The following is a 25245-nucleotide window of genomic DNA, read 5'->3' on the forward strand; positions in this document are numbered from 1 at the left end:
ACCGAAACCGGACGGAACACCATGCCCGACCGCATCACCCTCGTCACCGCGCTGCAGGGCGCCGGCTGGCACCCTGCCGCCTGGCGCGTCGCCGGCCCGGCCGCGCAGCGCCTGTCGAGCCTCCGGCACTGGCGCGACGTCGTCGTCGAACAGGACCGGCTCGGCATCGACGCCGTCACCATCGAGGACTCCTTCACAGCCGGCCCGACGACTGCCGGCCCGACGACTGCCGACCTCGACCTCGACCTCGACACCACCACCGTCGTCGGCCGCCTCGACGCCCTGCTCGTCGCGAACGCGGTCGCCCCTGCGACCCGCGCCGTCGGTCTGGTGCCGACCGTCTCGGTGACGCACACCGAACCGTTCCACGTCGCCACGGGCCTCCAGACCCTGGACCACGTCTCCCTGGGGCGAGCCGGGTGGCGGATCCAGGTGAGCCCGACGACCCGTGAGGCCGCCCTGTTCGGCCGCCGCCCCGGCGGCGACGACGCGGCCACGCTGTTCGACGAGGCCCGCGAGGCCGCCGAGGTCGTCTCCCGCCTCTGGGACAGCTGGGACGACGACGCGATCATCCGCGACGTCACGACCGGCCGCTTCATCGACCGCGACCGCATCCACAACGCGGCGTTCGAGGGGCGGTACCTCTCGGTGCACGGCGCGTCGATCGTGCCGCGGTCCCCGCAGGGTCGACCGCCGGTCTTCTCGCTGGCGCACCGCTCCGACGCGGCCGCGTTCGCGGTCGACGCTGCGGACGTCGTGCTGGTCACGCCCGGGTACCAGGGCCGGGAGGCGCGGGACCTGTTGACGGAGATCCGTCACCTCGAGCAGGTGGCCGGGTCTGCCGTCCGTCGTCCGGTCCTCGCGGACCTCGCGGTGCTCATCGGGTCGTCGACGGCGGCTGCCGCCGACGAGCTCGCCGCGCTCGACGCGGCCGCGGGCGCCCCGTACGCCGTCGGCTCCGGGTCCGACACGTCCGTCCTCGCGACCACCGTGCCGGACCTGGTGTCACGGATCGGCGACCTCCGCGACCTCGGCTTCGCCGGCGTCCGGCTCCGCCCCCTGCGCATCCCGATCGACAGCACCGCCATCGCCAGGCAGCTCGTCCCGGCTCTCGTCACCGCCGGGCTCCGCGCCGACGTGGCGTCCCGTCCCACCGCCGACCTGCGCACGCGGCTCGGCATCGCCCCGGCGGTCAGCCGGTACGCGTCCGCACCCGCCGGTTCCGTCTCCGTGGAGGTCTCAGCATGAGCGCCAAGCGTCAGGTCCACCTCGCCGCCCACTTCCCGGGCGTCAACAACACCACCATCTGGAGCGACGACCGCGCCGAGAGCCAGATCGCGTTCTCGTCGTTCGAGCACTTCGCCCGGAACGCCGAGCGCGGGTACTTCGACTTCCTGTTCCTCGCCGAGGGGCTTCGGCTGCGCGAGCAGAAGGGCCGGGTCCACGACCTCGACGTCGTCGGCCGTCCGAACACGCTCGCGATCCTCGCCGCGCTGGCCGGTGTCACCGACCACATCGGCCTGGTCGGCACCCTGCAGACGACGTTCAACGAGCCGGTCGAGCTCGCGAAGCAGCTCGCCACGCTCGACCACCTCACCGACGGCCGCGCCGGGTGGAACGTCGTGACGAGCTCGGACGCGTTCCACGGCGCGAACTTCCGCCGCGGCGGGTTCCTCGACCACGCCGACCGGTACACGCGGGCCGCCGAGTTCATCGCGCTGTCCCGCGAACTCTGGGACTCGTGGCAGCCCGACGCCGTCGTCGCGGACACCGCGGCTGGCAGCGCGCTGGCGGACGGCGTGTTCGCCGACCGGTCGCGCATCCACGACGTCGACCACCACGGCCCGCAGTTCGACGTGACCGGCACGTTCCCGGTGCCGCGCAGCCCCCAGCGGCACCCGGTGATCGTGCAGGCCGGCGACTCCGACGAGGGTCGCGACCTCGCCGCCGCGAACGCCGAGGTGATCTTCTCCCTGCACACCGAGTTCGACGACGCGCAGGCCTTCTACCGCGACGTCACCGCGCGCCTCGAGCGCGTCGGACGGTCGAAGGACGAGCTGCAGATCCTGCCGGGTGCGACGTTCGTGATCGGGTCGTCGGCAGAGGACGCCGAGGAGCGGTCGAACGCCATCCGTCGCGCCCAGGTCAGCCCGGCCACGGCGATCGCGTTCCTCGAGCAGGTCTGGAACCGCGACCTGTCGTCGTACGACGTCGACGGCCCGCTGCCGACGATCGAGCCCGACCTCGACGGTGCTGCGATCACGAGGGGCCGCGCCCGCCACACCCGCGACGTCCCCGCCCTGGTGCGGTCGTGGCGCGACCTGGCCGACGCCGAGCACCTGTCGATCCGCGACCTCGTCATCCGGGCATCGACCCGCGGCGGGTTCGTCGGGACGGCGTCCCACATCGCCGCCGAGATCGACCGGTACGTGCAGGAGCGCGCCACCGACGGCTTCGTCGTCGTGCCGCACACCAACCCGTACGGACTCGACGAGTTCGTCGACACCGTCGTCCCGCTGCTGCAGGAGCGCGGCGTGTACCGGCAGTCGTACGACCAGGGCGCAACGCTCCGGCAGACGCTCGACCTGCCCGGCACGATCCGCGACCGTTCGGTCCCCGCACGCACGGCCGCTGCGGCAGGTCCGGCGCGTACGGCAGCGTCCGCCGGGGTGCTCGCGTGACGATCTCGAGCCTGGCGATCCTCGTCCCCGGCAACTTCGACGACGACGCACCCGCCGACGGCCTGGAGGCCACCCTCGACCTCTTCGCCACCGCGGAACGACTCGGCGTCGACGGCGCCTGGGTCCGGCACCGCCACCTCGAGCACGGCATCGGCTCGGCCGCGGTGTTCCTGGCCGCGGCCTCCCAGCGGACGACGTCGATCGAGCTCGGTGTCGCCGTGGTGCCGATCGGGTGGGAGAGCCCCTTCCGCCTCGCCGAGGACTTCTCGCTCGCCGACGTCCTGTCGCACGGGCGGGTACAGGTCGGGCTGTCGACGAGCGCCCCGCACGCCGACATCCTCGGCGACTTGGTGTTCGACGGCGACTGGCGCTCGTTCGACCGCGGGTACGGCCGGGTCACCCGGTTCGTGGACAACCTGCGCGGGGACTTCCTCGGGGACACGGACACTGTCATCGAGAGCCCGGGCAACGTCCAGCGGCCCCGCCTGCAGCCGTACGCGCCGGGCCTGGTCGACCGGGTCTGGTACGGCGGCGGGTCGCTCCGCTCCGCGGCCTTCGCGGGCAGCGCCGGCCTCAACCTGCTCATCGGCAACCTGACCTCGGGCGAGGGCACCGACGACTACGGCACCGCCCAGCGGAACCAGCTCGCCGCCTACCGCGCCGCGCTGCCCGACGGTCGCCGCCCGCGCGTGGCCTGGGGGCGCTGCGTCGTCCCGACGGACTCGGCCGACCGGGTCTCGCGCGAGCGCTACCGCACGTGGCACGAGTCGCGCCTGGCACGGCAGAGCGCACCGCAGGGGCCCCGCCGCACCCTGTTCTCCGCCGACCTGGTCGGACCGGCCGAGCAGATCGTCGAGCAGCTCGTCCACGACGCCACCCTCGCCGAGGTCGACGAGTTCCGGATCGAGCTGCCCTACGAGTTCGCCGGCGACGAGTACGAGCAGATCCTCGCCGACGTCGTCGAGCGGGTCGCACCGGCGCTCGGATGGACGGCGCGGACGCAGCAGGCGGTGGTCGCCGCATGACCCGCTACGTGCTCTCCCGCATCGGGCAGGCCCTGCTCGTGCTCTGGGCGGCGTGGACGATCTCGTTCTTCGTCCTCTACGTGCTGCCGAGCGACCCCGCACGGATCATGGTCGGCCCGGACGCCACCGACGTGACCGCGGCGCAGCTCGACGCCCTCCGGCACCAGTACGGCCTCGACCAGCCCGTGCTCGTGCAGTACTTCCAGCACCTCGGCTCCCTGTTCACCGGGGACCTCGGCCGTTCCATCGGGGTCGGCCGGCCGGTCGCCGACGTCATCGGCGAGGCGATCGCCCCGACGGCCCAGATCGCCGTCGCCGGCCTCGTGCTCGCGATCGTGTTCGGTGGCGGGATCGCGGTGTTCGCGACCTGGACCCGCAACCGTGCCCTCGGTCAGTTCCTGCTCCAGCTGCCCCCGATCGGCGTCGCGGTGCCGGGGTTCTGGTTCGCGTTGCTCCTGGTCCAGTGGTTCTCGTTCGGCCTGCACGTGTTCCCGGCGTTCGGGGGTGAGGGCCCCGCCTCCGTCGTCCTGCCGGCGATCACCCTGGCGCTGCCGACCGGCGCCACGATCGCGCAGCTGCTCTCCAAGTCCCTCGTCCAGACGCTCCGCGAACCGTACGTCGACACGGCGTACGCGAAGGGTGCCGGGCGCTGGCGAGTGCAGCTCCGCCACGCACTGAAGAACGCCGCGCTGCCTGCCCTCACCGTCACCGGGCTCATCGTCGGGCAGCTGTTCTCCGGCACCGTCGTCACCGAGACCGTGTTCTCGCGGCCGGGCCTCGGGCGGGTGACGGCGACGGCCGTGCAGCAGCAGGACATCCCCGTCGTGCAGGGCATCGTCCTGCTCGCCGCCGCGATCTTCGTGGTCGTGAACCTCGTCGTCGACCTCGTGTACCCGCTGCTCGACCCCCGCGTCGTGATCGCCGGCAGCCGTCGGAAGCTCCGAGACCAGGACAGCGCGACCCCCGGCGCCACCCCCGGCGCCACCCCCGGCGCGCCCGGCACCACTCCGTCCAGCACCCCCGAACCCAAGGCGGTCCACGCATGACCGAGACCACGCAGCTCGCAATCGGCCGTCCGGCCCCGCTCGCCACGACCGCGGGCCGTGTACCCGGGGGCACCACGGCACTCCGCGGCCTCGTCGCCCGCCCGACCCTGACCGTCGCCGTCGTCTGGCTGGCGCTCGTGATCGTCGCCGCCCTCGTGCCGGGAGCCCTGACCCACCACGACCCGCTGGCCGCCGAACCAGCCGTCAAGCTCACCGCTCCCGACGCCGCGCACTGGTTCGGCACCGACCAGCTCGGCCGTGACCTGTACGCGCGGGTCGTGCACGGCACCGCGCTCACCCTGCAGGCCGCGGTCCTCGCGATCGTCATCGGACTGGTCGGCGGTTCGCTCGTCGGACTCGTCGCCGGCTTCGTGGGCGGCGTCGTCGACGCGGTGCTCATGCGCGTCACCGACGTCCTGCTGGCCATCCCGAGCCTGCTGCTGTCGCTGACGATCGTCACCGTCCTCGGCTTCGGCACCGTGAACGTCGCCGTGGCGGTCGGTGTCGCGAGCATCGCCACCATCGCCCGCATCATGCGCTCCGAGGTCGTCCGCGTCCGCACCGCCCCGTACGTCGAGGCCGCGAGCGCGAACGGCAACCGCTGGTGGCGCGTCCTGCTCGTGCACGTGCTGCCGAACGCCGCGGGCCCCGTGCTGGTGCTCGCCGCGCTCGAGTTCGGCACCGCGATCCTCGCCGTGTCCAGCCTGAGCTTCCTCGGCTACGGCGCCCAGCCGCCCCAGCCGGAGTGGGGTTCGCTCGTCGCCACCGGCCGCGACTTCATCGCGTCCTCGTGGTGGCTCACCACGATCCCCGGGCTCGTCATCGCCGTCACCGTCCTCGCCGGCAACCGCGTCGCCCGTGCACTCGACACCGAACGGCGGGCCGTCCGATGAGCCTCCTCTCCATCCGCGACCTGACCGTCTCCTACGGTCGCGGCCGCGCCGCGCGGCCCGCGCTCCACGGCGTCTCGCTCGACGTCGGTCGCGGCGAGCGCGTCGCGATCGTCGGTGAGTCCGGTTCGGGCAAGTCGACGACGGCCCACGCGGTCCTCCGGCTCCTGCCCGCAGCAGCGGAACTGACGGGAGGCACGGTGCGGCTCTCCGGGGCGGCCGCCGGTTCCGCGGACCTCGACCTGGTCACCGCGACCGACAGCGAGGTCCGGTCCGTCCGCGGCGTCCGGATCGGCTTCGTGCCGCAGGACCCGACGGTCTCGCTCAACCCCGTGACGCGGATCGGCACCCAGGTCGCCGAGGTGCTCCGCATCCACGGCCTCGCCACCGGCGCCGAGGCCCGGGACCGTGCCGTCGAGGAGCTCCGCCGTGCGGGCATCGACCGTCCGGAGCTCCGTGCACGGCAGTACCCGCACGAGCTCTCCGGCGGGATGCGGCAGCGTGTGCTCATCGCGATCGCCCTGATCGGCGACCCGGAGCTGCTCGTCGCGGACGAACCGACGAGTGCGCTCGACGTCACGGTGCAGCGGACGATCCTCGACCACCTGGACCGGCTCGTCGCCGAACGGGGCACGAGCGTGCTGTTCATCACGCACGACCTCGGGGTCGCCGCCGACCGGGCCGATCGCATCGTCGTGATGTCCGAGGGACGGATCGTCGAGCAGGGCACCCCGGCCGAGGTGCTCGGCGCACCCCGTGAGGCGTACACGCGCGCACTGATCGCAGCGGCACCCAGTCTCGACGACGTGACCGTGTCCGTGGGACGCGATCCGCGCCTCCCGTCCGACCGCCCCGACCCACTCGTCGTCGCGACCGGACTGCGGAAGTCCTTCGACCGCGTGACCGCCGTCGACGGGGTCGACGTGACCGTGCCACGCGGCCGCACGCTGGCGCTGGTGGGGGAGTCCGGGTCCGGCAAGTCGACCACTGCTCGGCTCGTGCTCGGACTCGAACGGCCCGACGAGGGCAGCGTGCGCTTCGACGGTGCCGACGTGGCCGGAGCCCGAGGCGTCGCGCTCCGGGCGTACCGGCGGCAGGCGCAGATCGTGCAGCAGAACCCGTACGCGGCGCTGCACCCGCGGCTGTCCGTGGGGTCGGTCATCGCCGACCCGCTCGCGGCGTTCGGCGTCGGTACCAGGCGGTCCCGCGCAGCCCGTGCCGCCGAGTTGCTCGACCTCGTGGCACTGCCGGCCTCGACCGCCGCACGACGCCCAGCGGAGCTCTCCGGCGGCCAGCGGCAGCGGGTCGCGATCGCCCGTGCGCTCGCGCTCGACCCGTCGTTCATCGTGCTCGACGAGCCGGTCTCCGCGCTCGACGTGTCCGTGCAGGCACAGATCCTCGACCTGCTCGCGGAACTGCAGTCGACGCTCGGCGTCTCGTACCTCTTCATCTCGCACGACCTAGCCGTCGTCCGCCGCATCGCCCACGAGGTGTCCGTCCTGCGGGGCGGGCGCGTCGTGGAGCACGGCGACGTCTCGCAGGTCCTGCACGACCCACAGCACGAGTACACGCGTGCGCTGCTCGACGCGATCCCGGGGCGGTCCCGGCGCGTCGTGCCCGTGCCCGTTCCCGTTCCCGTTCCCGTTCCTGTTCCTGTTCCCGCATCCGCATCCGCATCCGCATCCGCACCCGAAGGAGTCTCATGACCATCCACCGCACGCCGTTCCGTCTGGTGGCCGCGATCGCGGCCGGAACCACGGCGGCCCTGGTGATGGCCGGCTGTTCGTCGGGCGGCACCGCGTCGACGTCGTCGTCGAAGCCCGTCGACGGCGGCTCGCTGACCTACGCCATCGCGAACGACCCGATCTCGCTGAACCCCTCGGGTACCGGCGCCGGCAACGACACCTTCGCGATCACCCGACAGCTCGTCGACTCGCTGCTGTGGCAGGACCCCTCCGACGGATCGCTGAAGCCCTGGCTCGCGACGAAGTACTCGGCGAACGCGGACGCCACCGCCTTCACGTTCGACCTGCGCTCCGGCGTCACCTTCTCGGACGGCACCGCCTTCGACGCGACCGCCGTCAAGGACACCTTCGACGACATCGTCGCGGCGGGGGCGTCGAGCACGGCCGCCGCGTCCTTCTCCGGGTACGAGAAGACGAAGGTCATCGACGACGACACCGTCGAGGTCGACTTCACGACGCCGAACGCCGCGTTCCCGAACGCCACCGCGTCGGTCGGACTCGGCATCGTCGCGCCGGAGACCACCGAGACGAAGTTCGACGACCGCGCCGACGGCAAGGCCGTGATCGGCACCGGGCCGTTCACGCTCACCTCGTACACGAAGAACACCTCGACGGTCCTGACCAAGCGGAAGGACTACGACTGGGGTCCCGCCGAGCGGAGCAACACCGGGGCCGCGCACCTGTCGAAGGTCACCTTCCAGGTCGTGCCGGAAGCCAGCGTCCGCACCGGCAGCCTGGAGTCCGGGCAGCTCGACGCGATCAGCAGTGTCCAGCCGAGCGACGTCGACACGCTCACGGCGCAGTACGACCTCGTCACCCGGGCCAACCCCGGGCAGGTGTTCGGGCTGACGTTCAACCAGGAGCGCCCGATCGTGTCCGACCTGGTGGTCCGCAAGGCGATCGCGCAGTCGGTCGACGCCACTGCCGTCCGGGACACCTCGCTGAACGACCTGTTCAAGGTGGGGACCTCGGTGCTCGGGTCCACGACGCCCGGGTACACGGACGCGTCCGACGCGCTGCCCGCGTACGACCCGAAGGCCGCCGCAGCCGCTCTGGACGACGCCGGATGGAAGGAAGGCTCCGACGGCATCCGATCGAAGGACGGCACGAAGCTGCAGCTGAAGCTCATCTGGATCACGAACTTCGGGCCGAACCAGACGTCACTCGAGCTCATCCAGCAGGAGCTCGGGAAGGTCGGCGTCGGGCTCACCCTCGAGAGCGGCACCGTCCCGCAGTACCTCGCCAACCTGACCAGCGGCGACTGGGACCTGTCGTGGGACAACAACTCCCGTGCCGACGGCGACGTCCTCCGCTCGAAGTTCTCCAGCACCGGTGCGCAGTCGATCGGCGCCTCGGACAAGACGCTCGACGCGCTCTTCACGAAGGAGCTGTCGCAGTCGTCCGCGGAGGACCGCTCGGCCACCTTCGCCGACATCCAGGACCGCATCGCGTCCCAGGTCGACTTCGTCCCGGTGCACGAGCTGACGAGCATCATCGCCCCGGCCACGGACGTCCACGGCATCGCCTTCGGCGCCGACACCCGACTCGACCAGCTCACCGGGGCCTGGAAGGACGCATCGTGACCGCCGCGCGGCCCGTCCCGCTCTCCGTCCTCGACCTGGTGCCGGTGAGCGCCGGCTCGTCCGCCGCCACCGCCCTGGCGAACACGGTCGACCTGGCCGTCGCCGCCGAGCGCGCCGGGTACGCCCGGTACTGGCTGGCCGAGCACCACCTGAACCCGGGCGTCGCGGGCAGTGCGCCGACCGTCGTCATCGGTGCGGTCGCTGCCGCCACCCGGGAGCTCCGGGTCGGCAGCGCCGCGACGCTCGTGGGCAACACCCGCGGGCTGCAGATCGCCGAGACCTTCGGCACGCTCGCCGCGCTGTACGGGCCCCGGATCGACCTCGGGCTCGGACGTTCCGGCGCCCCGGCACCGGGGACGCCGAAGCCACCGTCGCTCGCGCCGCGGTCGGACCAGGTCGTCGACGGACTGCTCGTCCCCGCCCCGTTCGACTTCCACGTCGCGCCGGGCAGCCGGTTCGCGCTGCAGGGCGAACTGCTCGGACGGGTGCCGGGCGACGTCGACCGGTTCGAGGGCGAGCTGGAGCTCATCCGCGGGCTGCTCGCCGGTACGTGGTCGCGGGACGGTGCCGTCGTCGAGGCTCCGCCGGCCTCCGGCGCACCCGTCGAGCTCTGGATCCACGGGTCGACCGGTGGCGAGAGCGCCCGGATCGCCGGTGCGCTGGGGCTGCCCTACGGTGCGAACTACCACACGTCACCGGGCACGGTCCTGGCGTCGGTGGAGGCCTACCGCGACGCCTTCCGGCCGGGAGTGCTCGACGCGCCGCACGTCATCGTGTCGGCCGACGTCGTGGTCGGGCGGTCGTCGTCCGAGGCCGAGGAGCTCGCGCTCGGGTACGACTCGTGGGTGTACTCGATCCGCGCCGGCGTGGGTGCGATCGCGTACCCGTCGCCGGCCGCGGCGCGACGCGACCCCCTGGACCCGGCGGCGGCGGAGTCCGTGGCCGACCGGGTGGCCACGCGCTTCGTGGGGGACGCGGCGGAGGTCGCGGACCGGCTCGAGACCCTGCGCCGGGCCGCCGGGGCGGATGAGCTGCTCGTCACGACGATCACGCACGACCACGCGGCGCGGGTGCGCTCGTACGAGTTGCTCGGGGCCGAGTGGGCGGCGCGTGGCGCGGGTGCCGTCGTGGGGGAGTCCGCTCTGGCTGCGCGGTAGCTCGCTGCGTGTGCATGTTCCGACGTCCCACCTGTCGTTCGACGGTTGGGACGTCGTTCGTTGCCCACACATCGGATGCGTGTGCATGTTCCGACGATCCACGAGTCGTTCCCCTCGTGGATCGTCGATCGTCGCGTGGGCGCCGCCGTCGTGCGACGACGCCGACGTCGCACGACGGCGACGAAGTCGTTCGGCGGCGGCAACCCGACGGCCCGCCAGTTCGGTGCGTGTGCATGTTCCGACGATCCACGAGTCGTTGCCCTCGTGGATCGTCGTTCTGGGCGTGGGCCGCCGCAGCCGTGGTGCGACAACGCCGACGCCGTACGACGTCGACCCCGTCGTTCGGCGGCGGCAACCCGACGGCCCACCTGTCGTTCGACTGGTGGGACGTCGTTCGTTGCGCACGCATCGGGTGCGTGTGCATGTTCCGACGATGCACGAGTCGTTCCCCTCGTGGATCGTCCTTGTGGGCGTGGGCGTGGGCGTGGGCGTGGGCGTGGGCCTGCGCCGCCGTGGAGCGACAACGCCGGCGTCGCCCGCCCCCGCACGCACGACACCCCCGCGACCACGACGGCCACGGGGGTGTCCCGGCACAGCTCAGCTCAGCTCGCGTCGAGCGGCAGCCCCTCGGGGTTCAGCTCCGAGGTCTTCACGGCCTCGTTCGACAGGTTGTACGCCTTGAGCCACGTGGCGTAGGTGCCGTCCTCGATCAGATCGTCGATCGCGCCCTGGATCGGCTCCGCCAACCCGTTGCCCTTCTTGGTCGTCGCCGCGATGAGCCCCTGCAGCGTCGATCCGGCACCGGAGTACGTGCCCGCGGTCGACGTGGCCTTCGCCGTCCCCGCGTTCTGCTTGTTCTGGTAGGCGATCGTGGGGTTCGGGCCGAGGTACCCGTCGACCTTGCCGGACTGCACGGCGAGCAGGCGTGCGTTCGCGTCCGGGTAGTACTTGACCGTGATGGTCTTGCCCTCCTTCGCGAGCTCCTTCTTCCAGCCGAGCAGGATGTTCTCCTGGTTCGTGCCGGAGTCGGTGGCGATGGTCTTGCCGGCGAGCACGGACGGGTCGCCGTCGAAGGTCAGGGAGCTGCCCTCCTTGACCTGCAGCGCGAGGTTGTCCTGGCGGTACGCGGCGAAGTCGTACTTCTCCTTGCGCTCCTCGGTGACGGTGATGTTCGAGAAGCCGGCGTCGATGGAGCCGCCGTCGATGCCGATGAACAGGTTGTCCCACGTCGCGTTCTTGATCTCGGGCTCGAGGCCGAGCTTCGCGGCGACCAGTCGACCGAGGTCCGGTTCGGTGCCGGTCAGGGTCTTCGTGTCGGTGCCGGTGAAGGCGAGCGGCGGGTAGCCGGAGGGCAGCGCGCCGATGCCGACGACGAGCTTGCCGGACTTCTTGATCGAGGCGGGCAGCGCGTCGTGGAGCTTCGCGTCCTCCTCGACCGTGACCTTCGTCTCCGTCGCGGCGCCGTTCGAGACGGCGCCGATGGTCACGGAGCCGTCGGGACCGGAGCCGTCCGTGCCGGCACCCGCCGAGGCAGACGTGGCGCATCCGGAGAGTGCGACGACGACTCCGGCGGCGAGGACGAGGGCGCCGGCGCGCAGGCGCCAGCGGCTGGGGGTGGAGGTGATCGTGGACATGGTTCTCCTGGGATCGGGTGACGAAGGAACGAACGAGGGAACGAACGAAGGAACGAACGAGGGAACGAACGACGGGGAGTCTCAGCGGACTCGGGACAGGAAGTCCCGCGTCCGTGCGTGCTGCGGGGCGTCGAGCACCTGGGCGGGCGGCCCCTGCTCGACGACGCGGCCGTGGTCGAGGAACACCACGTGGTCGGCGACCTCGCGGGCGAAGGCGATCTCGTGCGTGACGATGACGAGCGTCGTGCCGGACTCGGCGAGGGACCGGATGACGCCGAGCACCTCGCCGACGAGCTCCGGGTCGAGCGCCGAGGTCGGTTCGTCGAGCAGGACGACCGACGGTTCGAGCGCCAGTGCCCGGGCGATCGCGACGCGCTGCTGCTGGCCGCCGGAGAGCTGTCGCGGCCGGGTGGCTCCGCGGTCACCGAGCCCGACGCGCTCCAACAGTGTCTGCGCCCGCGCGCGTGCCTGGGCGGCGGGCACGCCGGAGGCGATCGGCCCCTCGGCGACGTTCTCGAGTGCGGTCAGGTGCGGGAACAGGTTGAAGTGCTGGAAGACGAAGCCGATCCGGGCACGCTGCCGCAGGATCGCCCGTTCGGGCAGCTCCTTCCACCGCGGGACCCCGTCTCGCCCGGTCCGGAGTCGGACGCCGACGGCCTCGCCGCCGACGGTGACGACGCCGCGGTCGAGCGGCTCGAGGTGGTTGATGGCGCGCAGCAGGGTCGACTTGCCGGACCCGGACGGCCCGAGCACGACGGTGACGCTGCCTGCGGCCAGGTGCAGGTCGATGCCGTCGACGACGACGGTCTCACCGAAGGCCTTCACGGCCCCGTGGATGCTGATCGCGGCGCTCATCGGACGACCCCCGGACGACCTCGCCGCACCGCCGCCCGAACCCGCTGCCACGGCGTCGGCGGCAACGCGCGGACGGATCCGCGCGCCGTCCACCGCTCGACGTAGAACTGCACGACGGACACGGCGCTGGTGAGCACGAGGTACCAGATCGTCGCGACGACCAGCAGGGGGATGACGTCGCCCGGGTACGTGCTGGACAGGTTCTGCACGACGCCGAACAGGTCGAGCAGCGACACGTAGAACAGCAGCGACGATGCCTTGAGCAGCCCGACGACCTGGTTCACGAACGCCGGCACGATCGATCGCATCGCCTGCGGCATGATCACTCGGACGAACTGCCGCCGCCGGGGGAGCCCGAGCGCCTGCGCGGCCTCGTGCTGCCCGTGGTCGACGGCCAGCACCCCGGCGCGGACGATCTCGGACGCGTAGGCGATCTCGCTGAGACTCAACCCGATCACCCCGATCGCCAGGTCACCGAGCAGGTTCGCCGTCGGCACCTGCACCTGCGGGCCGAACGGGATGCCGATGCCGATCGTCGGGTACAGCGACCCGAGGTTGTAGAGGAAGACGAGCACGAGGATGAGCGGCACGGACCGGAACAGCCACACGTAGCCCCACGCCAGCCCGGACAGCACCGGGTTCCGCGAGAGCCGGGCGATCGCGACGACGATGCCGCCGGCGAAACTGATCACGGCACTCAGCGCGGTCGCCGTCAGGGTGAGCTGCAACCCCGTCAGGATCGCCGGACTGAACAGCCACTTCCCGACCGCCGGCCAGCCCCACTGCTCGTTCGTGAAGAGCGTCTCGACGAAGTTCAGGAGCAGGACGAGGACGAGCGCGGCGGCGATCCACCGCAGCGGGTGCCGCAACGGCACGACGGGTCGGCCGAGCGCGGCGCGTCCGGCCGCGTCGATGGTCGGCACACGATCCGGCCTGGAGGCGGTGCTCGCGTCGTGCGCGCCCGCCGCGTCGTCGACACCGGTCGCGTCCCGGGCCGGCACCTCGGTGATCTCGGTCATGTCGCGACGGTAGGAGGACCGCCCGGTGCCGGACAACACCGCACGCAACAGTCCGGCACGGGGCGGAACACGCCGTCATCGACCGGGCCGTGCGTGACCTCCCGTGACGTGTCGCGCGGCCGTCGTGACGCGCGGCTATCGTGACGCCATGAGCACCCACCGTGTCACCGCACCCGAGCCGCCGGCGGACGGCGTGCAGCCGAAGGGGCCGGCCTCGTACTTCCCGAGCATCGAGAAGACGTACGGTCGCCCGGTCCAGGAGTGGCTCGACCTCGTCGCCGACCGGCTCGACGACCACCAGCACATGGAGGTCGTCGGGTGGTTGAAGTCGGAGCACGGCCTCGGGCACGGGCACGCGAACGCCCTCGTGGCGTACTGTGACTGATCACGGAAACCGTCGCTGACACCCTGATGAGAATGCGGCTTGCTCACGAAGTTGTCGCCGATCTTGCTCACCAAAGATGTCGCTTCCGATTCTGCTGTGCTCACCGGTTAAGCCGCAAGCAGCGTCGGTGCCAGTACCATCGCGCTTCCCTCGGATGGGAGGGAGCGTGGGACCAACCCAAGGGCCGTCGAGTCGCCGACCAAGTGAATAGCAGTCTCAGGGGGCAGGCGTCTCCGCGCGAGCACGTCAGCTCAACGGTCAAAAGGCGAGGCGACCCGACGGCCTGGACGCACTAGTCGAATCCAGTGACGCACGAGTGACCTGCTGGTCGATATGGACGGATCACGCCTGTTGTCCAGTTTCGCTTCGCCATGTCGTCCGCTCCCGACGCCGATCCGCACGAGCAGGGTTTACCCGGAGGATAGCGGCCAAGCATTGAGGGCGAGCTTGACGTGCGCGACGGTGCGATGCAGTTCCGTAGAGAGCCACGACAGCGTCGCGTTCCCCTCGGCGAGCAAGGTGTGCATTTTGGCCGTGTCGATATCGTCGAGTTCCCGCGCGACGGCGCGAGTTCTTGCCAGCACTGAGCGTTCCGGCGACCACACGAGTGGTTCTGTGATGAGTCTGGTGGGCGAATAAGGGTGCTCCCAAAGCATCTCGCACTCCTCCTCGCCGAAAAAGTCCCGAGCGTACCCATCCATCGCGCTTTGAAGCTCAAGCGTGAAATGCAGGAGAAATGTCGTGTCCTGAGCGTCGTTGTCCTGGTGCTGCCGTCCGAGCTCAGCGGGAAGTCTCTGCGGGCCGTCGCCCGTGAGCCGCATGTACATGTAGCGGCGGGCAAGATTCGCTTGTTCCTCGGATCCTGGATTGATGTCGATCGATTCGCCCAGCCTGCGCCAGTCAGAATCTGGCAGGAAGCGTTGCCAAGGCAAGATGCGTCGACGTTCGTAGTCGATAGGTGTGCCGCTGACGAGCAGCTGTGAGCGAAGCGACGCAAGAGCAAGGACAGTCTTCTCGCGCTCGTGTCCAACACCGACAATGTTCGGGCGGAGCTCTGGTGTGCGTCCGTCCGCGTCGAGTGCAGCGGCGAAAGCGTCGGCGACCGCTTCGACGTTAGGACCGCGGTCGAGGTACAGAGGGGCGGTCCACGAGGGCCAGAGTCGCGTCGGTAAGGTTGCGACCCGCATTCGGTTTTCCGGACGTGTGCGCCTCGTAGTTGCGTCGACTTCGATTGCCGGGATGGCGCTGCGCGTGCGGATACGTGCGACCGGACCAGATCGTGGTCGAGAGATCGGACGACGCGGTCAGTCATTGGTGCCCGCAATCGCCCCCAAGCTCCGAGGAGCTTCTTCACATCGGCGGAGCTGATCTCTGTCGTGTGAGGAGAATATCCGGATGGACGACTGAGGGTGATCTCTCTAAGAACCGGCCCGACCTCCTGTTCGGGATCGTTTCGCAGACGGAGGGCGGCGGCAGCCAGCGCTGCGAAGGAGAGTGCATCCGCCGGTGGGGAAGCTCCGGATCGTCGTTCGGGCTCAATCAGACCGAGGAGCCTCTCGGGGTCGAGGCCGGCCAGTTGCGCGATAACCGCAGTAGGCGCGGCGAAGCGCACCGACCCCATCGTGCTTGCGAAGTCACGGAGTTCAATGCTCGGGCGCACGGCACGACGCAAGATGTCGTTGATGAAGTGCTGCGCTCGTAGCACTGGTGAACTTGTCGGTAGGGGGTCATGGTGGTCAGGGCGGTCAAGCGGGGTGTCGCAGTAGAAGTCCTCGTCAGCGTTGCGGATGCGATGACTGCATCGGTTCGGGTCTCGGGGTTGGGTGCGGAGTCCGTAGGGCTCGGCGAGTTCATTCCCACAGCCAGGGCATACGTCTGCGAGGAGTTGGCGGTGGTGAAGGCAGACGAACGTCCAGTTGAACCGCCAGCTCATTGGGAAGACACCGGGTTGCTCGGCGAGACAACGCGTGCAGAACCGTGTGCCGGTCCGGCGCGCCCAGGTGAAGTTGTTGCCGATGGTTTGGAGCTTGTTGGCCGTTCGGCGCAGGTTGAGGGCGCGGCCGTCATAGCGGCTCAGTGTCATGCCGCGCAGACGAACCGGTGACAGGCCGGTAGCTCGTGAGAGTGCATCGACATCGACTGGCCGGATGTTGTTGGACAGGGCTCGTATCTCGTTCGGGTGTAGATCCGCAAGGCCGAGCGCGGCGTAGAGATCAGCGGGCGGGGAGTCGAATGTGTACCAGGCCCAGCGGTTGATCGCCGACGGTAGCCACTCGTCGTCCTGAGGATGAAGGCGAATTGGCAGTGAGCCATAGGTACCCGTGTCGGGCGAAACCAATCGCTCCAACTAGTGCAACGACCAATCCGATCGCAGCGATCACCATCCCGGCCGCTACGAGCCCGACGAACTTGGCGCCGAGGACGAGGCCGAGAAGCGCCATGACGAGGCCCGCAATCAGCGGCCCCGCACCGATCGCCAGGCCGAGGGCGCGCGGCTGGTAGTTGGGCAACAGGTCTGTATCCAACTCCCCACTATTGGCGTCCGGTAGCCGATCGGCTACCGGTCATGAGAACGGCGAAGGTCCCGCAGACCACGGAAGAGCCCCGGCGGCATCAACACCATCAGCGGCAGCCAGGTCCCCACGCTCGTCGTGTTGATGATTAGGTTCACCACCGCCAATGCAAGCAGCACGCTCGACGTAATGACGGCAAACCAGGCGAAAGGGCGCGGCCATGGCTTGTTTATCACGGGTGGAAGCGCGGCTCGGTCGCGTAAAGACCGTAGGTTGCGTCGGTCAGAGTCATCGTCGGTTCTACGCAGACGTTTGTGATGCCGCCCTCGAACTCGCGGATAAGCGCATCGGACGGCAGCCCGGTACCGCCATCGATCTTGTTGCGCGCTGAGGTGAGTATGTCTGCGGCTGCGGCGAACTGCTGCTGCCCGGTCATCTCACCGTTCCAGTCGGAGCAGGTGGTGTCGGAGTACTGCTTGCTCCACGTCTGCGTGTACTTCGAGACACTGTCGGACGTTCCGGTGCTGGCGTCATCGTCACCACCGCTGCCGATCGTTGAAAGTACGCCGAAGAGTACTGCGAGGAGAACGATGCCTCCGCACCCAATGCCGGCGATCGCGCCACAGCCGAGCGTCGGCTTCGGCTTGTCGGGTCCGCTGAGGTTCGGCTGCGGCGGCAAAGCGTCGTGCATTTCGGTTCCCCCCCCTGGTCGCATGAAGGATAGTTGGGATTCTGTCCCGTCAGGGTCGAGGCACGGTGAACTGCCAAGCGTCGGCCTTCTCACCCGGTGAACACGGACGACGTCTTGTTCAGATGCCCGCTCGACGATCCATCACCGGGCACGCCGAGCTGCCCGTCCGATCAGGAGGCGGCGAGAGCGTTGAAAAACTGACCGTGTGGGCCGACGACAGCGACGGGTGTGCCCTCGACCGCCAGGACGGTGCCGTTATCGGTGCCTGCAGGTAGCTGCGACGGGACATCCGACAGTACCGACTTGCCCTCATTACTGATCCACACAGCACCGCTCGTACGCACCTTGCCGAAGAAAGACTCGCGCGCGTCCGGGCTGAGATACACGAGCACGGCACTGTGGAAGACGACCAACATCGCGTCAGCTGGCGCTTGCGCCGCGACCTCCTCGAACAAGTCGTTCAGGTCACCGGCCACGAGCAGCGGTCGCTCTGCCGCGACGACGGATGCGGCCGCGTGCAGATTCCGGCGGCGCTCGTCATGCTCGGGCCAGACGAGCGTCTCCAGCCATTCCAGTGACGCTGGGTCCGCGACATCGAGAGGGTTGAGGTCGATGCCGGCACGCCAGACGATCTCCGGGAGATGCGTCGGGGTTGGACGCCCGCGAAGCTCGGTCTCGAGCACGACCGTGCTGCCGCCTGTCGGTGCCAGTTCGTCGACTCCGCTCTCGGTGATGAAGCGGTAGGCGTACTTGTCCGGGTACAGGCAGAATCCCGCGGACGCACGGGACTGCTGCAGGGTTGGTTGACGCGTTTGTTTAGGCCGCGAGTGCGACCTGTGGGTTGATGATCGTCTCGTACTCGATCGGGGTCAACTTCCCCAGACCACGTTGGCGCCGTTTCCGGTGGTAGGTCGCTTCGATCCAGGTGATGATCGCGAGCCGGAGCTCTTCCCGGGTCGCCCAGCGTCTCCGGTTGAGGACGTTCTTCTGCAAGAGCGCGAAGAACGATTCCATCGCCGCGTTGTCCGCGCACGCGCCGACCCGCCCCATCGATCCGAGCAGCCTGGCGTCCGATATCGCCCGGACGAACTTCTTCGAACGAAACTGGCTGCCCCGATCCGAATGGACCACCGTCCCTGACGGGCTCCGGCGGGAGATCGCCATCTGCAGAGCCGCGACGGCAAGCGAGGACCGCATCCGGTCACTGATCGAATAGCCGACGATGCGCCGCGAGCACGCGTCCTTGATCGCGCAGAGGTAGAGCTTGCCCTCACCGGTCGGGTGCTCCGTGATGTCCGTCAGCCAGAGCTTGTCGAGGTCTGGTGCCGTGAACGCACGCCGGACCCGGTCGTCGTGCACCGGTGGCCCGGCCTTGCGATTCAGGCCGCGCTTCTTCGCATGCAACGACCACAGCCGCTGCTGCGAGCACAGCCGCCACACCCGCCGTTCCGATGCCCGATGGCCGGCAGCATGAAGGTCATCGGCGATGAACCGGTATCCGAACGTCGGATCGCGCGCGGTGCGCATCGATCGCTGCGTTGGTCAGGTGCGCGTCCGCCCAGTCGCGCTCAGTCACCGGATCGGCACGCCACCGATAGAAGGCCTGTTTCGAGAAGCCCAACACCCGGCAGGCCACCGCGACCGGGATCCGATCGTCGGCGAGTTCGAGGACCAGCGGGTAGATCATTTTGGGAGTTGCGACTGAGCGAAGTACGCGGCCGCCCGGCGGAGGATCTCGTTCTCCTGCTCGAGCAGCCGGATCCGCTTTTGGGCGTCCCGCAGCTCCGCCTGCTCCACCGGCCTCGCCGACGGCACCGCTGCAACACTGATGCCGTCGTCGCGGTCCGCGAGCCGCAACCAGCGGGCCAGGCAGGACTCGGACACACCGAAGTCCTTCGCGACCTGCCGCACCGACGTCTCGCCCTTCCGGGCGACCGCGATCACATCACGGCGGAACTCTTCCGGATACGCCTTCACCATGGCGCACATCCTTCCAGCAGGAGCCAACGCCCCTACCTGTCAGGAGTCAACCAAACCTGCAGCAGTCCCCGCTGACGGGTCGACCACCTTCGCCGATTAACGATCCATCAGTCGACGAGGCCAGGCGTGCTCAAGGTGGCGCAGTCTTGATGGGTTTGGTCCCGGATGCTTGGAACGTTCATACGGTGGGGGTGTTCTCGAGACGGCGACCGGACCCTTGTCCACCGTGTCACGCGCGCGACTCAGATGCTCGACCGCCGACCCTCCGGTGTTGTGATGTCGCTATCGCGCACGGGGCCGCTCATGGGTCCGTGACGACAATGGAGCACCGTGATGCCGTCGTGTAGGCAGTGTTGCGCACCCACGGCGACACTCGATCGGTGACGAGCTCGACGTTCAGCTTGTGTGGGTTCACTCCCGTAATCGCAATTCGGACTGCGTAATCGGTGCGTTGCGAGCGCCGGTTCGGTGCTTCCCACGTCGAATCGTCACGACCCGATCGCCGCGCGGCAGCTCTCTGCCCCCTTGTAGGAACCCTGCCGGGAGACCTGCGACCTCTCCATGGGACGAGCGATGTCCTTACTTTCGGGTGCGAGCTGAGGCGATGACGCGATGCGGCCGACAAACTTCGTCACCCGCCGGAACGAAGCGAGCGATTACGCGTCGAAGCGTGACTGTGTCACCGTGGGCCGTTCGTCCCTTTTCCCAGGGTCGCGGTTCCGGGATGCTGACAGCACGACGGCTGCTTCTAGCCGGATCGGTCAGAGCGCGACGGAAGGCGTCAGGGTGACGACGTACACGGTAGGTCTCGATGACACCGACGGTGGGCACGCCGCAGTGCGGTGGGTTGCTGCGGAGCCGCTGACGTCCGGCGACGTCGTCAAGCTGGTCAACGTCGCTGAGCTGTTCGGCGAGCCGAGAGCGGCAGCGAAGCAGCGCATCGAATCCGTCGCAACCGACTTCCGACGTGACCACCCTGATGTTGACGTCGAGATCATCACAACTGGCGGCTCGGTCGCCGATCGTCTGCTCGAACACGGGAACAGCGGCGACATCCTCGTCGTCGGTTGTCACCGGCATCGGCTGATCACTGGCGTGTTCGACCGGTGGCTGCCGGAGCGCATCGTCAGTAGGAGCAAGGTGCCAGTCGTTGTCGTCCCGGACGACTGGACCGAGGGCGGAGACGACATCGTTGTCGGCGTCGACGCGATCAGCCCCATTCGGATCATCGACTTCGCTGCGTCCCGTGCACGGCTCCGCGACCAGGTGGTGCTCCTCGTAAACGCGTGGCGCATACCGACCGTCGCAACGCCGTTCGGCGCGGCTTACCTACCCGACGACCGACCGCGGTACGCCGAACACTCCGACCGCCAGCTCGACCGCATCCTCACTCTCGCGGTCACGCGTTTCCCAACCGTCTGGTTCCAGAAGCGTTCCCTCGAGGGCTCAGCAGCATCCGCATTACAGCGCACAGCTCGCACAGCTTCGCTGGTCGTCATCGGCCGGGAACACCGCAGCGCCCTCGGCGGAGCGCTCTTGGGATCTGTGGGAGAGCGTCTCCTGCGAACGATGACACGGCCCATCGCGGTTGTTCCGGCGGAGGAAGCGGCCTAACTTCCGCGGTGTTGGGAGTTGTGTCGGCGCCGCTGGTCAGTAGTGCCTGTCGACGGATCGCTCCCACCACCGCGCCGCGCCTCCTTGCCTGGAATATGCCTGCCCTTGTGCGGGACGTTCGGCTCTGGGCGCGCGTGCGAGGACGGATGAGCATCAGGTGACGCGTGCTGGCGTCACGGACTGCTCGTTGGAGGTTCCATGTCACGGTCGTCGAAACCGATGTTGGTTCGCACTCGTCTGGTGAGCGTGATTGCAGTTGGGGTGTTGGCGATCCTTCTATCGTCTTTCGGGTTCGCGGGCGCGGTGCCGGTGCTGTTGTCTGCCACGGCGGTCGTTGCCGCCGGAGTCGAGGCGGTGTCGATGGTCAGGTCGATGCTCCACAGGCGGTTCGGCGTTGACCTGCTGGCGGTCACAGCGATCGTCGCCACCCTCGCCGTCGGGGAGTGGTTGGCGGCGTTCGTCATCGTGCTCATGCTCGTCGGCGGTGAGGCGCTGGAGGCACACGCGCAGCGCCGAGCGACGAGTCAGCTGTCGCGACTGCTCTCCGACACTCCGAAAACCGCCCACCGCATGACGGGTGAGACCGTTGTGGACGTACCGGTGGGGGACGTCCTCGTCGGGGATGTGCTGGTCGTCCGACCATTTGAGGTGGTGCCCGTTGATGGCGCCTTGGTGGCCGGTGCGGCAACGTTCGATGAGTCACGGCTCACCGGGGAGAGCGTCCCGGTGGGGGTGTCAGCTGGGGCGAACGTGCCAAGCGGTGCGGTGAATGGCGCCGCGGCGGTGCTCATCCGCGCCAGCCGGCCCGCCGCGGCGAGTGAGTACCAGCAGATCGTCGCATTGGTCTCCGGGGCGATGTCATCACGGTCGCCGATGGTCCGACTTGCCGACCAGTACGCGCCGTGGTTCACCGCGTTCGCGCTCGTCCTCGGCGGTATCGCATGGTGGGTCGCCGGAGATCCGCGACGTTTCGCGGAGGTGCTCGTACTTGCGACGCCGTGTCCGATGCTGATCGCGGCACCGGTGGCGTTTCTTGGCGGCATCGGCCGGGCAGCTCGCAGCGACGTCGTGCTGAAGGACGCGTCGGTGCTCGAACGGCTCGCCGCTGTCCGCACCGTCGTGTTCGACAAGACCGGCACGTTGACGATGGGACGACCAACCCTCGAGCGGGTCGTCACGGTTGCGGGCGGTCCCACCCGTCAGCGGCTTCTGGAATTGGCAGCGAGTGCGGAGCAGTACTCCTCCCACACGCTGGCAGCCTCGATCGTTGACGCGGCGCGGGCCGAGGCGATCACGCTGACCAGCGCGAATCACGCCGCTGAATCGGAGTCGGATGGTGTCGCCGCGGAAGTCGACGGCCATGAGGTCGCGGTGGGCACGCTCGCGTTCGCACGTCGACGAGCCGCGGAAGCCGCACCAGCCGAAGTGGCGGGCGGCAGGGTGGTGTCGTACATCTTGGTGGACGGTGCTCCGGCTGGGGCGCTGGTGTTACGCGATCCGATCCGACCGGAGGCTCCGGCGACGGTCGTCGAGCTCCGGCAGCTGGGGATCCGCGACGTGGTGATGCTCACCGGCGACGCCCGTGCCACGGCTGAGGCTGTCGCAGCGGATGTTGGTGTCGCAGTGCTGCGGGCTGAATGCCGACCAGGGGACAAGGTGACGGCGGTTCGCGAGCTGACCGAGCGTCCCGTTTTGATGATCGGTGATGGTGTCAACGACGCACCGGTGCTGGCCGTCGCCGACGTTGGCGTGGCGATGGGGGCCAGGGGCGCCTCCGCTGCGAGTGAGACTGCGGACGCGGTCGTGCTGGTCGAGTCGGTCGAACGCGTGGCGGTTGCAGTCCGTATCGGGCGTGAGACTGTCCGGATCGCTCGGCAGAGCATCTGGATTGGGATGGGCGCGTCGGTCGGTCTGATGCTGGTCGCGTCGACTGGGGTGGTGCCTGCCGTGGTTGGTGCGCTGCTGCAAGAGCTCGTCGACGTCGTCACGATCCTCGCCGCCCTGCGCGCCACGACCGGCGGGACCGCGCATGTTCGTGGCGCCGCTCCGGTCAGGCGGTCGGTACCGGCACGATGACCACCGGTGTCTTCGACCGGTGCATTGTGTCGCGTGCGACGGAACCGAACAGTTCGCCGCCGATCATGGTGCGGTGCCGGCGCCCGACGACGATCAGGGATCCCTCGACTCCGGCTTTGGTGAGCGCTTCGCCGGGGTCGCCTTCCCACAGTGCAGCTCGGACCTTCACTGCGGGCTCGAGCTGCTCCGCGCTTCGCGTTGCTGCGGCCAGAACAAGGCGGGCGGACTGCTCGTCCGCCGCGGACGCGTCCTCGAGCAGCGCGATCGGCCGCGCGGATACCGGAGCCGTCACTCGCCAGGCGTGCACGAGGTGCACGCTCCGGTGGGAACGGCGCGCTTCCTGCAGGCCGAATGTAAGGGCCCCTTCGGCCGTTTCAGCGTCGATACCGATGACAACCGGTCCGGTTCCGAACGTCCAGTCGTCCGGGATGACGACCGTCGGCACGGGTGCTCTCGTCGCGATACGTTCCGGCAGGGAGCCGGTCAGAGCGGACCGGAGTCTGCGGTTGCGGTGCGCACCGATGACGAGGAGGTCAGCCGTCGATGCGTCATCGACAAGCGTGTCCGCTGCGAAGCCCCGTTCGACGTCGGTGTCGACAACTGTGCCGGGCGCGGTGGAACGGACGAAAGCGGCGGCGTCGGCGAGGCGTGCACGCACCATCATCACGTCCGTGTCGGTTGATTCCAGCGCGTGCACGATCCGGACCGTGGCTGGTGCGTCTGCCGCACGGTTTGCTACCCAGCGGAGTGCGGTCCAGCTGGCCTGTGCGTCGTCGAGGCCGACGAGGATTCGCTCTACGGACATGATGAGTTCTTTCTGCTCCGGTTGGTGGCACGTGCGTGTGCTCGTGCTGACGGTAATGCGGGGGCGTGACCCCCCAGCAGTGCCGAACGTCCCGCCCATGACAACGTCGGGAACAGAGGCGCAGGCCGAAGGGCCCTGGCGTCAGCGACGCATCCGAACTGATGCTGTGCGGGGCCGGATTTGCCGGCATGGGTATGACAGGAGCGACGATGAACGATGCGACGACAACGACGCCGGGACGGTTCGCCGGGACGACGGTGGTTGTCACCGGGGCCGGTGCCGGCATCGGTCGGGCGACAACGGAGCGACTTGTCGCGGAGGGCTGCCGTGTCGTTGCATCCGACGTGGTCCCGAAGCGGTTGGATGCGCTTGCGGCGGCGCTCGACTCGGACCGTCTGGTTACCGTGGCGGGAGACCTTGCGGATCGTCCGGTGATTGACCGCATCGTGTCCGCCGCGGACGGCCCCGTTGACGGCCTCGCGAACGTCGCCGGCATCATGGACGGGTTCCTTCCGACAGCAGAACTCGACGACGACGTCTGGGATCGCATCCTCGCTGTGAATCTCACTGCGGTGATGCGGCTGACCCGCGCGGTCCTGCCGTCAATGATCACCGCCGGCAAGGGCAGCATCGTCAACGTGTCGTCGGAAGCAGGACTCCGTGGTTCGGCTGCGGGGACTGCATACACGACGTCGAAACACGCCGTGAACGGATTCACCGTGAGCACGGCGTTCTTCTACGCTCCGGCGGGTGTTCGCTGTAATGCCGTCGCGCCGGGGGCCGTTGCCACGAGTATCGAAGCACCGTTCCGTTCTCAATACGCGGGGGACCGGCTCGGCCCGTACCTGCAGACGAATGTCCCGCCGATCGCGACGGCGCAGCAGCTCGCGGCGGCGATCACCTGGCTCCTCAGCGACGACTCGGCGAACGTGACTGGTGCGATCCTCCCCTCCGATGGCGGTTGGTCAGCTATCTGAGGCCCGTTGGAACATGTCAGCCCTTCCAGACTGATTCGGCTCCGGCGTGACCGATGATGACAACTTCGACGATGGACACGATGGCTACCGCGATGAGAAGGACCGGCCCAATGACCGCGGTGGTGCGCTGGATGGCGCTGCTGGTGACGTGCGTGGTTCCGAAGCGGTGCCACGCCCACCACAGCACGAGGAGCGCGAATACTGCAATGGACCACGGCAGCATCCCATCGGCGAGCTCGGTGTGCCGTTCAAGGAGCGCGGTCTCCCGTTCCCGGTGTTCCAGCCACTCGCCGGAAGATGTCGCCAACGGGACTGAGATCAGAGCGATCAAGCCGATGATCGGTGCACCGATGGACAGCCATCGACGCGCCGCCGGCCAGACTGCGACGACGATTGCCGTGAGGGCGGCGACGGGCACCGCCACGGAGGTGAGGTGGACGAAGAGGGGGTGGAGCGGAATCCCGCCGAACTGCCAGTCCATGTCAGCCTTTCGCATCGTGCGCCGTTGGACGGGGCGCTGTCCGCACAGACAACAGGAGCGTCACGGCAGTGCACCGGACGTTGTCCGC

At 69.1% G+C, this 25245-nt stretch carries 21 protein-coding genes and 2 pseudogenes; 12 read left to right on the top strand and 11 right to left on the bottom strand.

Annotated features, from left to right (window positions below; genetic code table 11):
• Positions 1-21 precede the first annotated feature (21 nt).
• The 8 genes from EDF19_RS18115 to EDF19_RS18150 are packed head-to-tail and all read left to right on the top strand — an operon-like array spanning position 22 to position 10127.
• The gene (locus EDF19_RS18115; protein WP_123682254.1) at positions 22-1248 is read left to right on the top strand and encodes an LLM class flavin-dependent oxidoreductase; all 1227 of its coding nucleotides are present in this window, start codon (positions 22-24) and stop codon (positions 1246-1248) included.
• Complete coding sequence (locus tag EDF19_RS18120) at positions 1245-2681, top strand: NtaA/DmoA family FMN-dependent monooxygenase (protein ID WP_260217297.1); 1437 nt, start codon at positions 1245-1247, stop codon at positions 2679-2681. The genes EDF19_RS18115 and EDF19_RS18120 overlap by 4 nt, the downstream gene beginning before the upstream one ends.
• A complete protein-coding gene (locus EDF19_RS18125) occupies positions 2678-3706 on the top strand; it encodes an LLM class flavin-dependent oxidoreductase (RefSeq protein ID WP_123682255.1) in 1029 nt (342 codons plus the stop codon). The genes EDF19_RS18120 and EDF19_RS18125 overlap by 4 nt, the downstream gene beginning before the upstream one ends.
• Positions 3703-4752 (top strand): ABC transporter permease, encoded by a 1050-nt coding sequence (locus EDF19_RS18130; RefSeq protein WP_123682375.1) that lies wholly within the window; start codon positions 3703-3705, stop codon positions 4750-4752. Before EDF19_RS18125 ends, EDF19_RS18130 begins: the two co-directional genes overlap by 4 nt.
• A complete protein-coding gene (locus EDF19_RS18135) occupies positions 4749-5645 on the top strand; it encodes an ABC transporter permease (RefSeq protein ID WP_123682256.1) in 897 nt (298 codons plus the stop codon). The genes EDF19_RS18130 and EDF19_RS18135 overlap by 4 nt, the downstream gene beginning before the upstream one ends.
• Positions 5642-7348, top strand: a complete 1707-nt coding sequence (locus tag EDF19_RS18140) for an ABC transporter ATP-binding protein (RefSeq protein ID WP_123682257.1) — start codon at positions 5642-5644, stop codon at positions 7346-7348. Before EDF19_RS18135 ends, EDF19_RS18140 begins: the two co-directional genes overlap by 4 nt.
• Entirely contained in the window at positions 7345-8970 is a 1626-nt protein-coding gene (locus EDF19_RS18145) for an ABC transporter substrate-binding protein (RefSeq protein ID WP_123682258.1), read from the top strand. The genes EDF19_RS18140 and EDF19_RS18145 overlap by 4 nt, the downstream gene beginning before the upstream one ends.
• On the top strand, positions 8967-10127 hold the full coding sequence (locus EDF19_RS18150) for an LLM class flavin-dependent oxidoreductase (RefSeq protein WP_123682259.1): 1161 nt from the start codon (positions 8967-8969) through the stop codon (positions 10125-10127). The genes EDF19_RS18145 and EDF19_RS18150 overlap by 4 nt, the downstream gene beginning before the upstream one ends.
• Before the next feature lie 602 nt (positions 10128-10729).
• On the opposite strand, the gene EDF19_RS18155 is transcribed toward EDF19_RS18150, so the two are convergent.
• From EDF19_RS18155 to EDF19_RS18165, 3 genes are all read right to left on the bottom strand, one after another.
• Complete coding sequence (locus EDF19_RS18155) at positions 10730-11761, bottom strand: transporter substrate-binding domain-containing protein (protein WP_123682260.1); 1032 nt, start codon at positions 11759-11761, stop codon at positions 10730-10732.
• An 81-nt stretch (positions 11762-11842) separates the two neighbouring features.
• Positions 11843-12616, bottom strand: coding sequence for an amino acid ABC transporter ATP-binding protein (locus tag EDF19_RS18160; protein ID WP_123682377.1), 774 nt, complete (start codon positions 12614-12616; stop codon positions 11843-11845).
• Positions 12613-13635 carry an amino acid ABC transporter permease gene (locus EDF19_RS18165; protein WP_123682376.1) on the bottom strand — a complete coding sequence of 341 codons (1023 nt, stop codon included), beginning with the start codon at positions 13633-13635 and terminating at the stop codon, positions 12613-12615. The genes EDF19_RS18160 and EDF19_RS18165 overlap by 4 nt, the downstream gene beginning before the upstream one ends.
• A gap of 148 nt (positions 13636-13783) precedes the next feature.
• Between EDF19_RS18165 and EDF19_RS18170 the strand changes: the two genes are divergently transcribed.
• Positions 13784-14020, top strand: coding sequence for a DUF4287 domain-containing protein (locus EDF19_RS18170; protein WP_123682261.1), 237 nt, complete (start codon positions 13784-13786; stop codon positions 14018-14020).
• Between the two features lie 410 nt (positions 14021-14430).
• Here the strand turns inward: EDF19_RS18170 and EDF19_RS19475 are convergent, their stop codons facing one another.
• The 6 genes and pseudogenes from EDF19_RS19475 to EDF19_RS18195 form a co-directional block, all read right to left on the bottom strand.
• Entirely contained in the window at positions 14431-15207 is a 777-nt protein-coding gene (locus EDF19_RS19475) for a hypothetical protein (RefSeq protein WP_260217304.1), read from the bottom strand.
• A 752-nt stretch (positions 15208-15959) separates the two neighbouring features.
• Positions 15960-16325: pseudogene (locus EDF19_RS19560) on the bottom strand (TniQ family protein); the annotation flags it as partial.
• Positions 16234-16545, bottom strand: a complete 312-nt coding sequence (locus EDF19_RS19480; protein WP_260217305.1) for a hypothetical protein — start codon at positions 16543-16545, stop codon at positions 16234-16236. The gene EDF19_RS19480 and the pseudogene EDF19_RS19560, both read right to left, overlap by 92 nt.
• 220 nt (positions 16546-16765) lie before the next feature.
• Positions 16766-17224: a hypothetical protein gene (locus tag EDF19_RS18185; RefSeq protein ID WP_123682263.1), complete on the bottom strand. Its 459-nt coding sequence runs from the start codon at positions 17222-17224 to the stop codon at positions 16766-16768.
• Positions 17225-17394: 170 nt separating this feature from the next.
• Entirely contained in the window at positions 17395-18021 is a 627-nt protein-coding gene (locus EDF19_RS18190) for a DUF2332 family protein (RefSeq protein WP_123682264.1), read from the bottom strand.
• Positions 18022-18040: 19 nt separating this feature from the next.
• A pseudogene (locus tag EDF19_RS18195) lies at positions 18041-19204 on the bottom strand (IS3 family transposase).
• 786 nt (positions 19205-19990) lie between these two features.
• Here EDF19_RS18195 and EDF19_RS18200 point away from each other — a divergent pair.
• Entirely contained in the window at positions 19991-20818 is an 828-nt protein-coding gene (locus tag EDF19_RS18200) for a universal stress protein (RefSeq protein WP_185022941.1), read from the top strand.
• 198 nt (positions 20819-21016) lie between these two features.
• A complete protein-coding gene (locus EDF19_RS18205) occupies positions 21017-22894 on the top strand; it encodes a heavy metal translocating P-type ATPase (RefSeq protein WP_123682266.1) in 1878 nt (625 codons plus the stop codon).
• Here EDF19_RS18205 and EDF19_RS18210 read toward each other — a convergent pair.
• On the bottom strand, positions 22869-23798 hold the full coding sequence (locus tag EDF19_RS18210; protein ID WP_123682267.1) for a universal stress protein: 930 nt from the start codon (positions 23796-23798) through the stop codon (positions 22869-22871). The two genes, EDF19_RS18205 and EDF19_RS18210, sit on opposite strands and share 26 nt — an antisense overlap.
• A gap of 110 nt (positions 23799-23908) precedes the next feature.
• Between EDF19_RS18210 and EDF19_RS18215 the strand changes: the two genes are divergently transcribed.
• The gene (locus EDF19_RS18215; RefSeq protein WP_123682379.1) at positions 23909-24676 is read left to right on the top strand and encodes an SDR family NAD(P)-dependent oxidoreductase; all 768 of its coding nucleotides are present in this window, start codon (positions 23909-23911) and stop codon (positions 24674-24676) included.
• A 16-nt stretch (positions 24677-24692) separates the two neighbouring features.
• Here EDF19_RS18215 and EDF19_RS18220 read toward each other — a convergent pair whose 3' ends face one another.
• Positions 24693-25157: a DUF2231 domain-containing protein gene (locus EDF19_RS18220; protein ID WP_123682268.1), complete on the bottom strand. Its 465-nt coding sequence runs from the start codon at positions 25155-25157 to the stop codon at positions 24693-24695.
• Positions 25158-25245 lie beyond the last annotated feature (88 nt).

The sequence above is a fragment of the Curtobacterium sp. PhB115 genome, assembly GCF_003752025.1.
Lineage (GTDB): Bacteria > Actinomycetota > Actinomycetes > Actinomycetales > Microbacteriaceae > Curtobacterium.

Bases quoted from the DNA above. Each gene is read 5' to 3' on its own strand.
- EDF19_RS18220 (WP_123682268.1), bottom strand. From the start codon at position 25,157: ATGGACTGGCAGTTCGGCGGGATTCCGCTCCACCCCCTCTTCGTCCAC.
- EDF19_RS18185 (WP_123682263.1), bottom strand. From the start codon at position 17,224: ATGCACGACGCTTTGCCGCCGCAGCCGAACCTCAGCGGACCCGACAAG.
- EDF19_RS18165 (WP_123682376.1), bottom strand. From the start codon at position 13,635: ATGACCGAGATCACCGAGGTGCCGGCCCGGGACGCGACCGGTGTCGAC.
- EDF19_RS18140 (WP_123682257.1), top strand. From the start codon at position 5,642: ATGAGCCTCCTCTCCATCCGCGACCTGACCGTCTCCTACGGTCGCGGC.
- EDF19_RS18115 (WP_123682254.1), top strand. From the start codon at position 22: ATGCCCGACCGCATCACCCTCGTCACCGCGCTGCAGGGCGCCGGCTGG.
- EDF19_RS18130 (WP_123682375.1), top strand. From the start codon at position 3,703: ATGACCCGCTACGTGCTCTCCCGCATCGGGCAGGCCCTGCTCGTGCTC.
- EDF19_RS18160 (WP_123682377.1), bottom strand. From the start codon at position 12,616: ATGAGCGCCGCGATCAGCATCCACGGGGCCGTGAAGGCCTTCGGTGAG.
- EDF19_RS18155 (WP_123682260.1), bottom strand. From the start codon at position 11,761: ATGTCCACGATCACCTCCACCCCCAGCCGCTGGCGCCTGCGCGCCGGC.
- EDF19_RS18135 (WP_123682256.1), top strand. From the start codon at position 4,749: ATGACCGAGACCACGCAGCTCGCAATCGGCCGTCCGGCCCCGCTCGCC.
- EDF19_RS18170 (WP_123682261.1), top strand. From the start codon at position 13,784: ATGAGCACCCACCGTGTCACCGCACCCGAGCCGCCGGCGGACGGCGTG.
- EDF19_RS18205 (WP_123682266.1), top strand. From the start codon at position 21,017: ATGTCACGGTCGTCGAAACCGATGTTGGTTCGCACTCGTCTGGTGAGC.
- EDF19_RS19475 (WP_260217304.1), bottom strand. From the start codon at position 15,207: ATGCGGGTCGCAACCTTACCGACGCGACTCTGGCCCTCGTGGACCGCC.
- EDF19_RS18145 (WP_123682258.1), top strand. From the start codon at position 7,345: ATGACCATCCACCGCACGCCGTTCCGTCTGGTGGCCGCGATCGCGGCC.
- EDF19_RS18210 (WP_123682267.1), bottom strand. From the start codon at position 23,798: ATGGGCGGGACGTTCGGCACTGCTGGGGGGTCACGCCCCCGCATTACC.
- EDF19_RS18215 (WP_123682379.1), top strand. From the start codon at position 23,909: ATGAACGATGCGACGACAACGACGCCGGGACGGTTCGCCGGGACGACG.
- EDF19_RS18120 (WP_260217297.1), top strand. From the start codon at position 1,245: ATGAGCGCCAAGCGTCAGGTCCACCTCGCCGCCCACTTCCCGGGCGTC.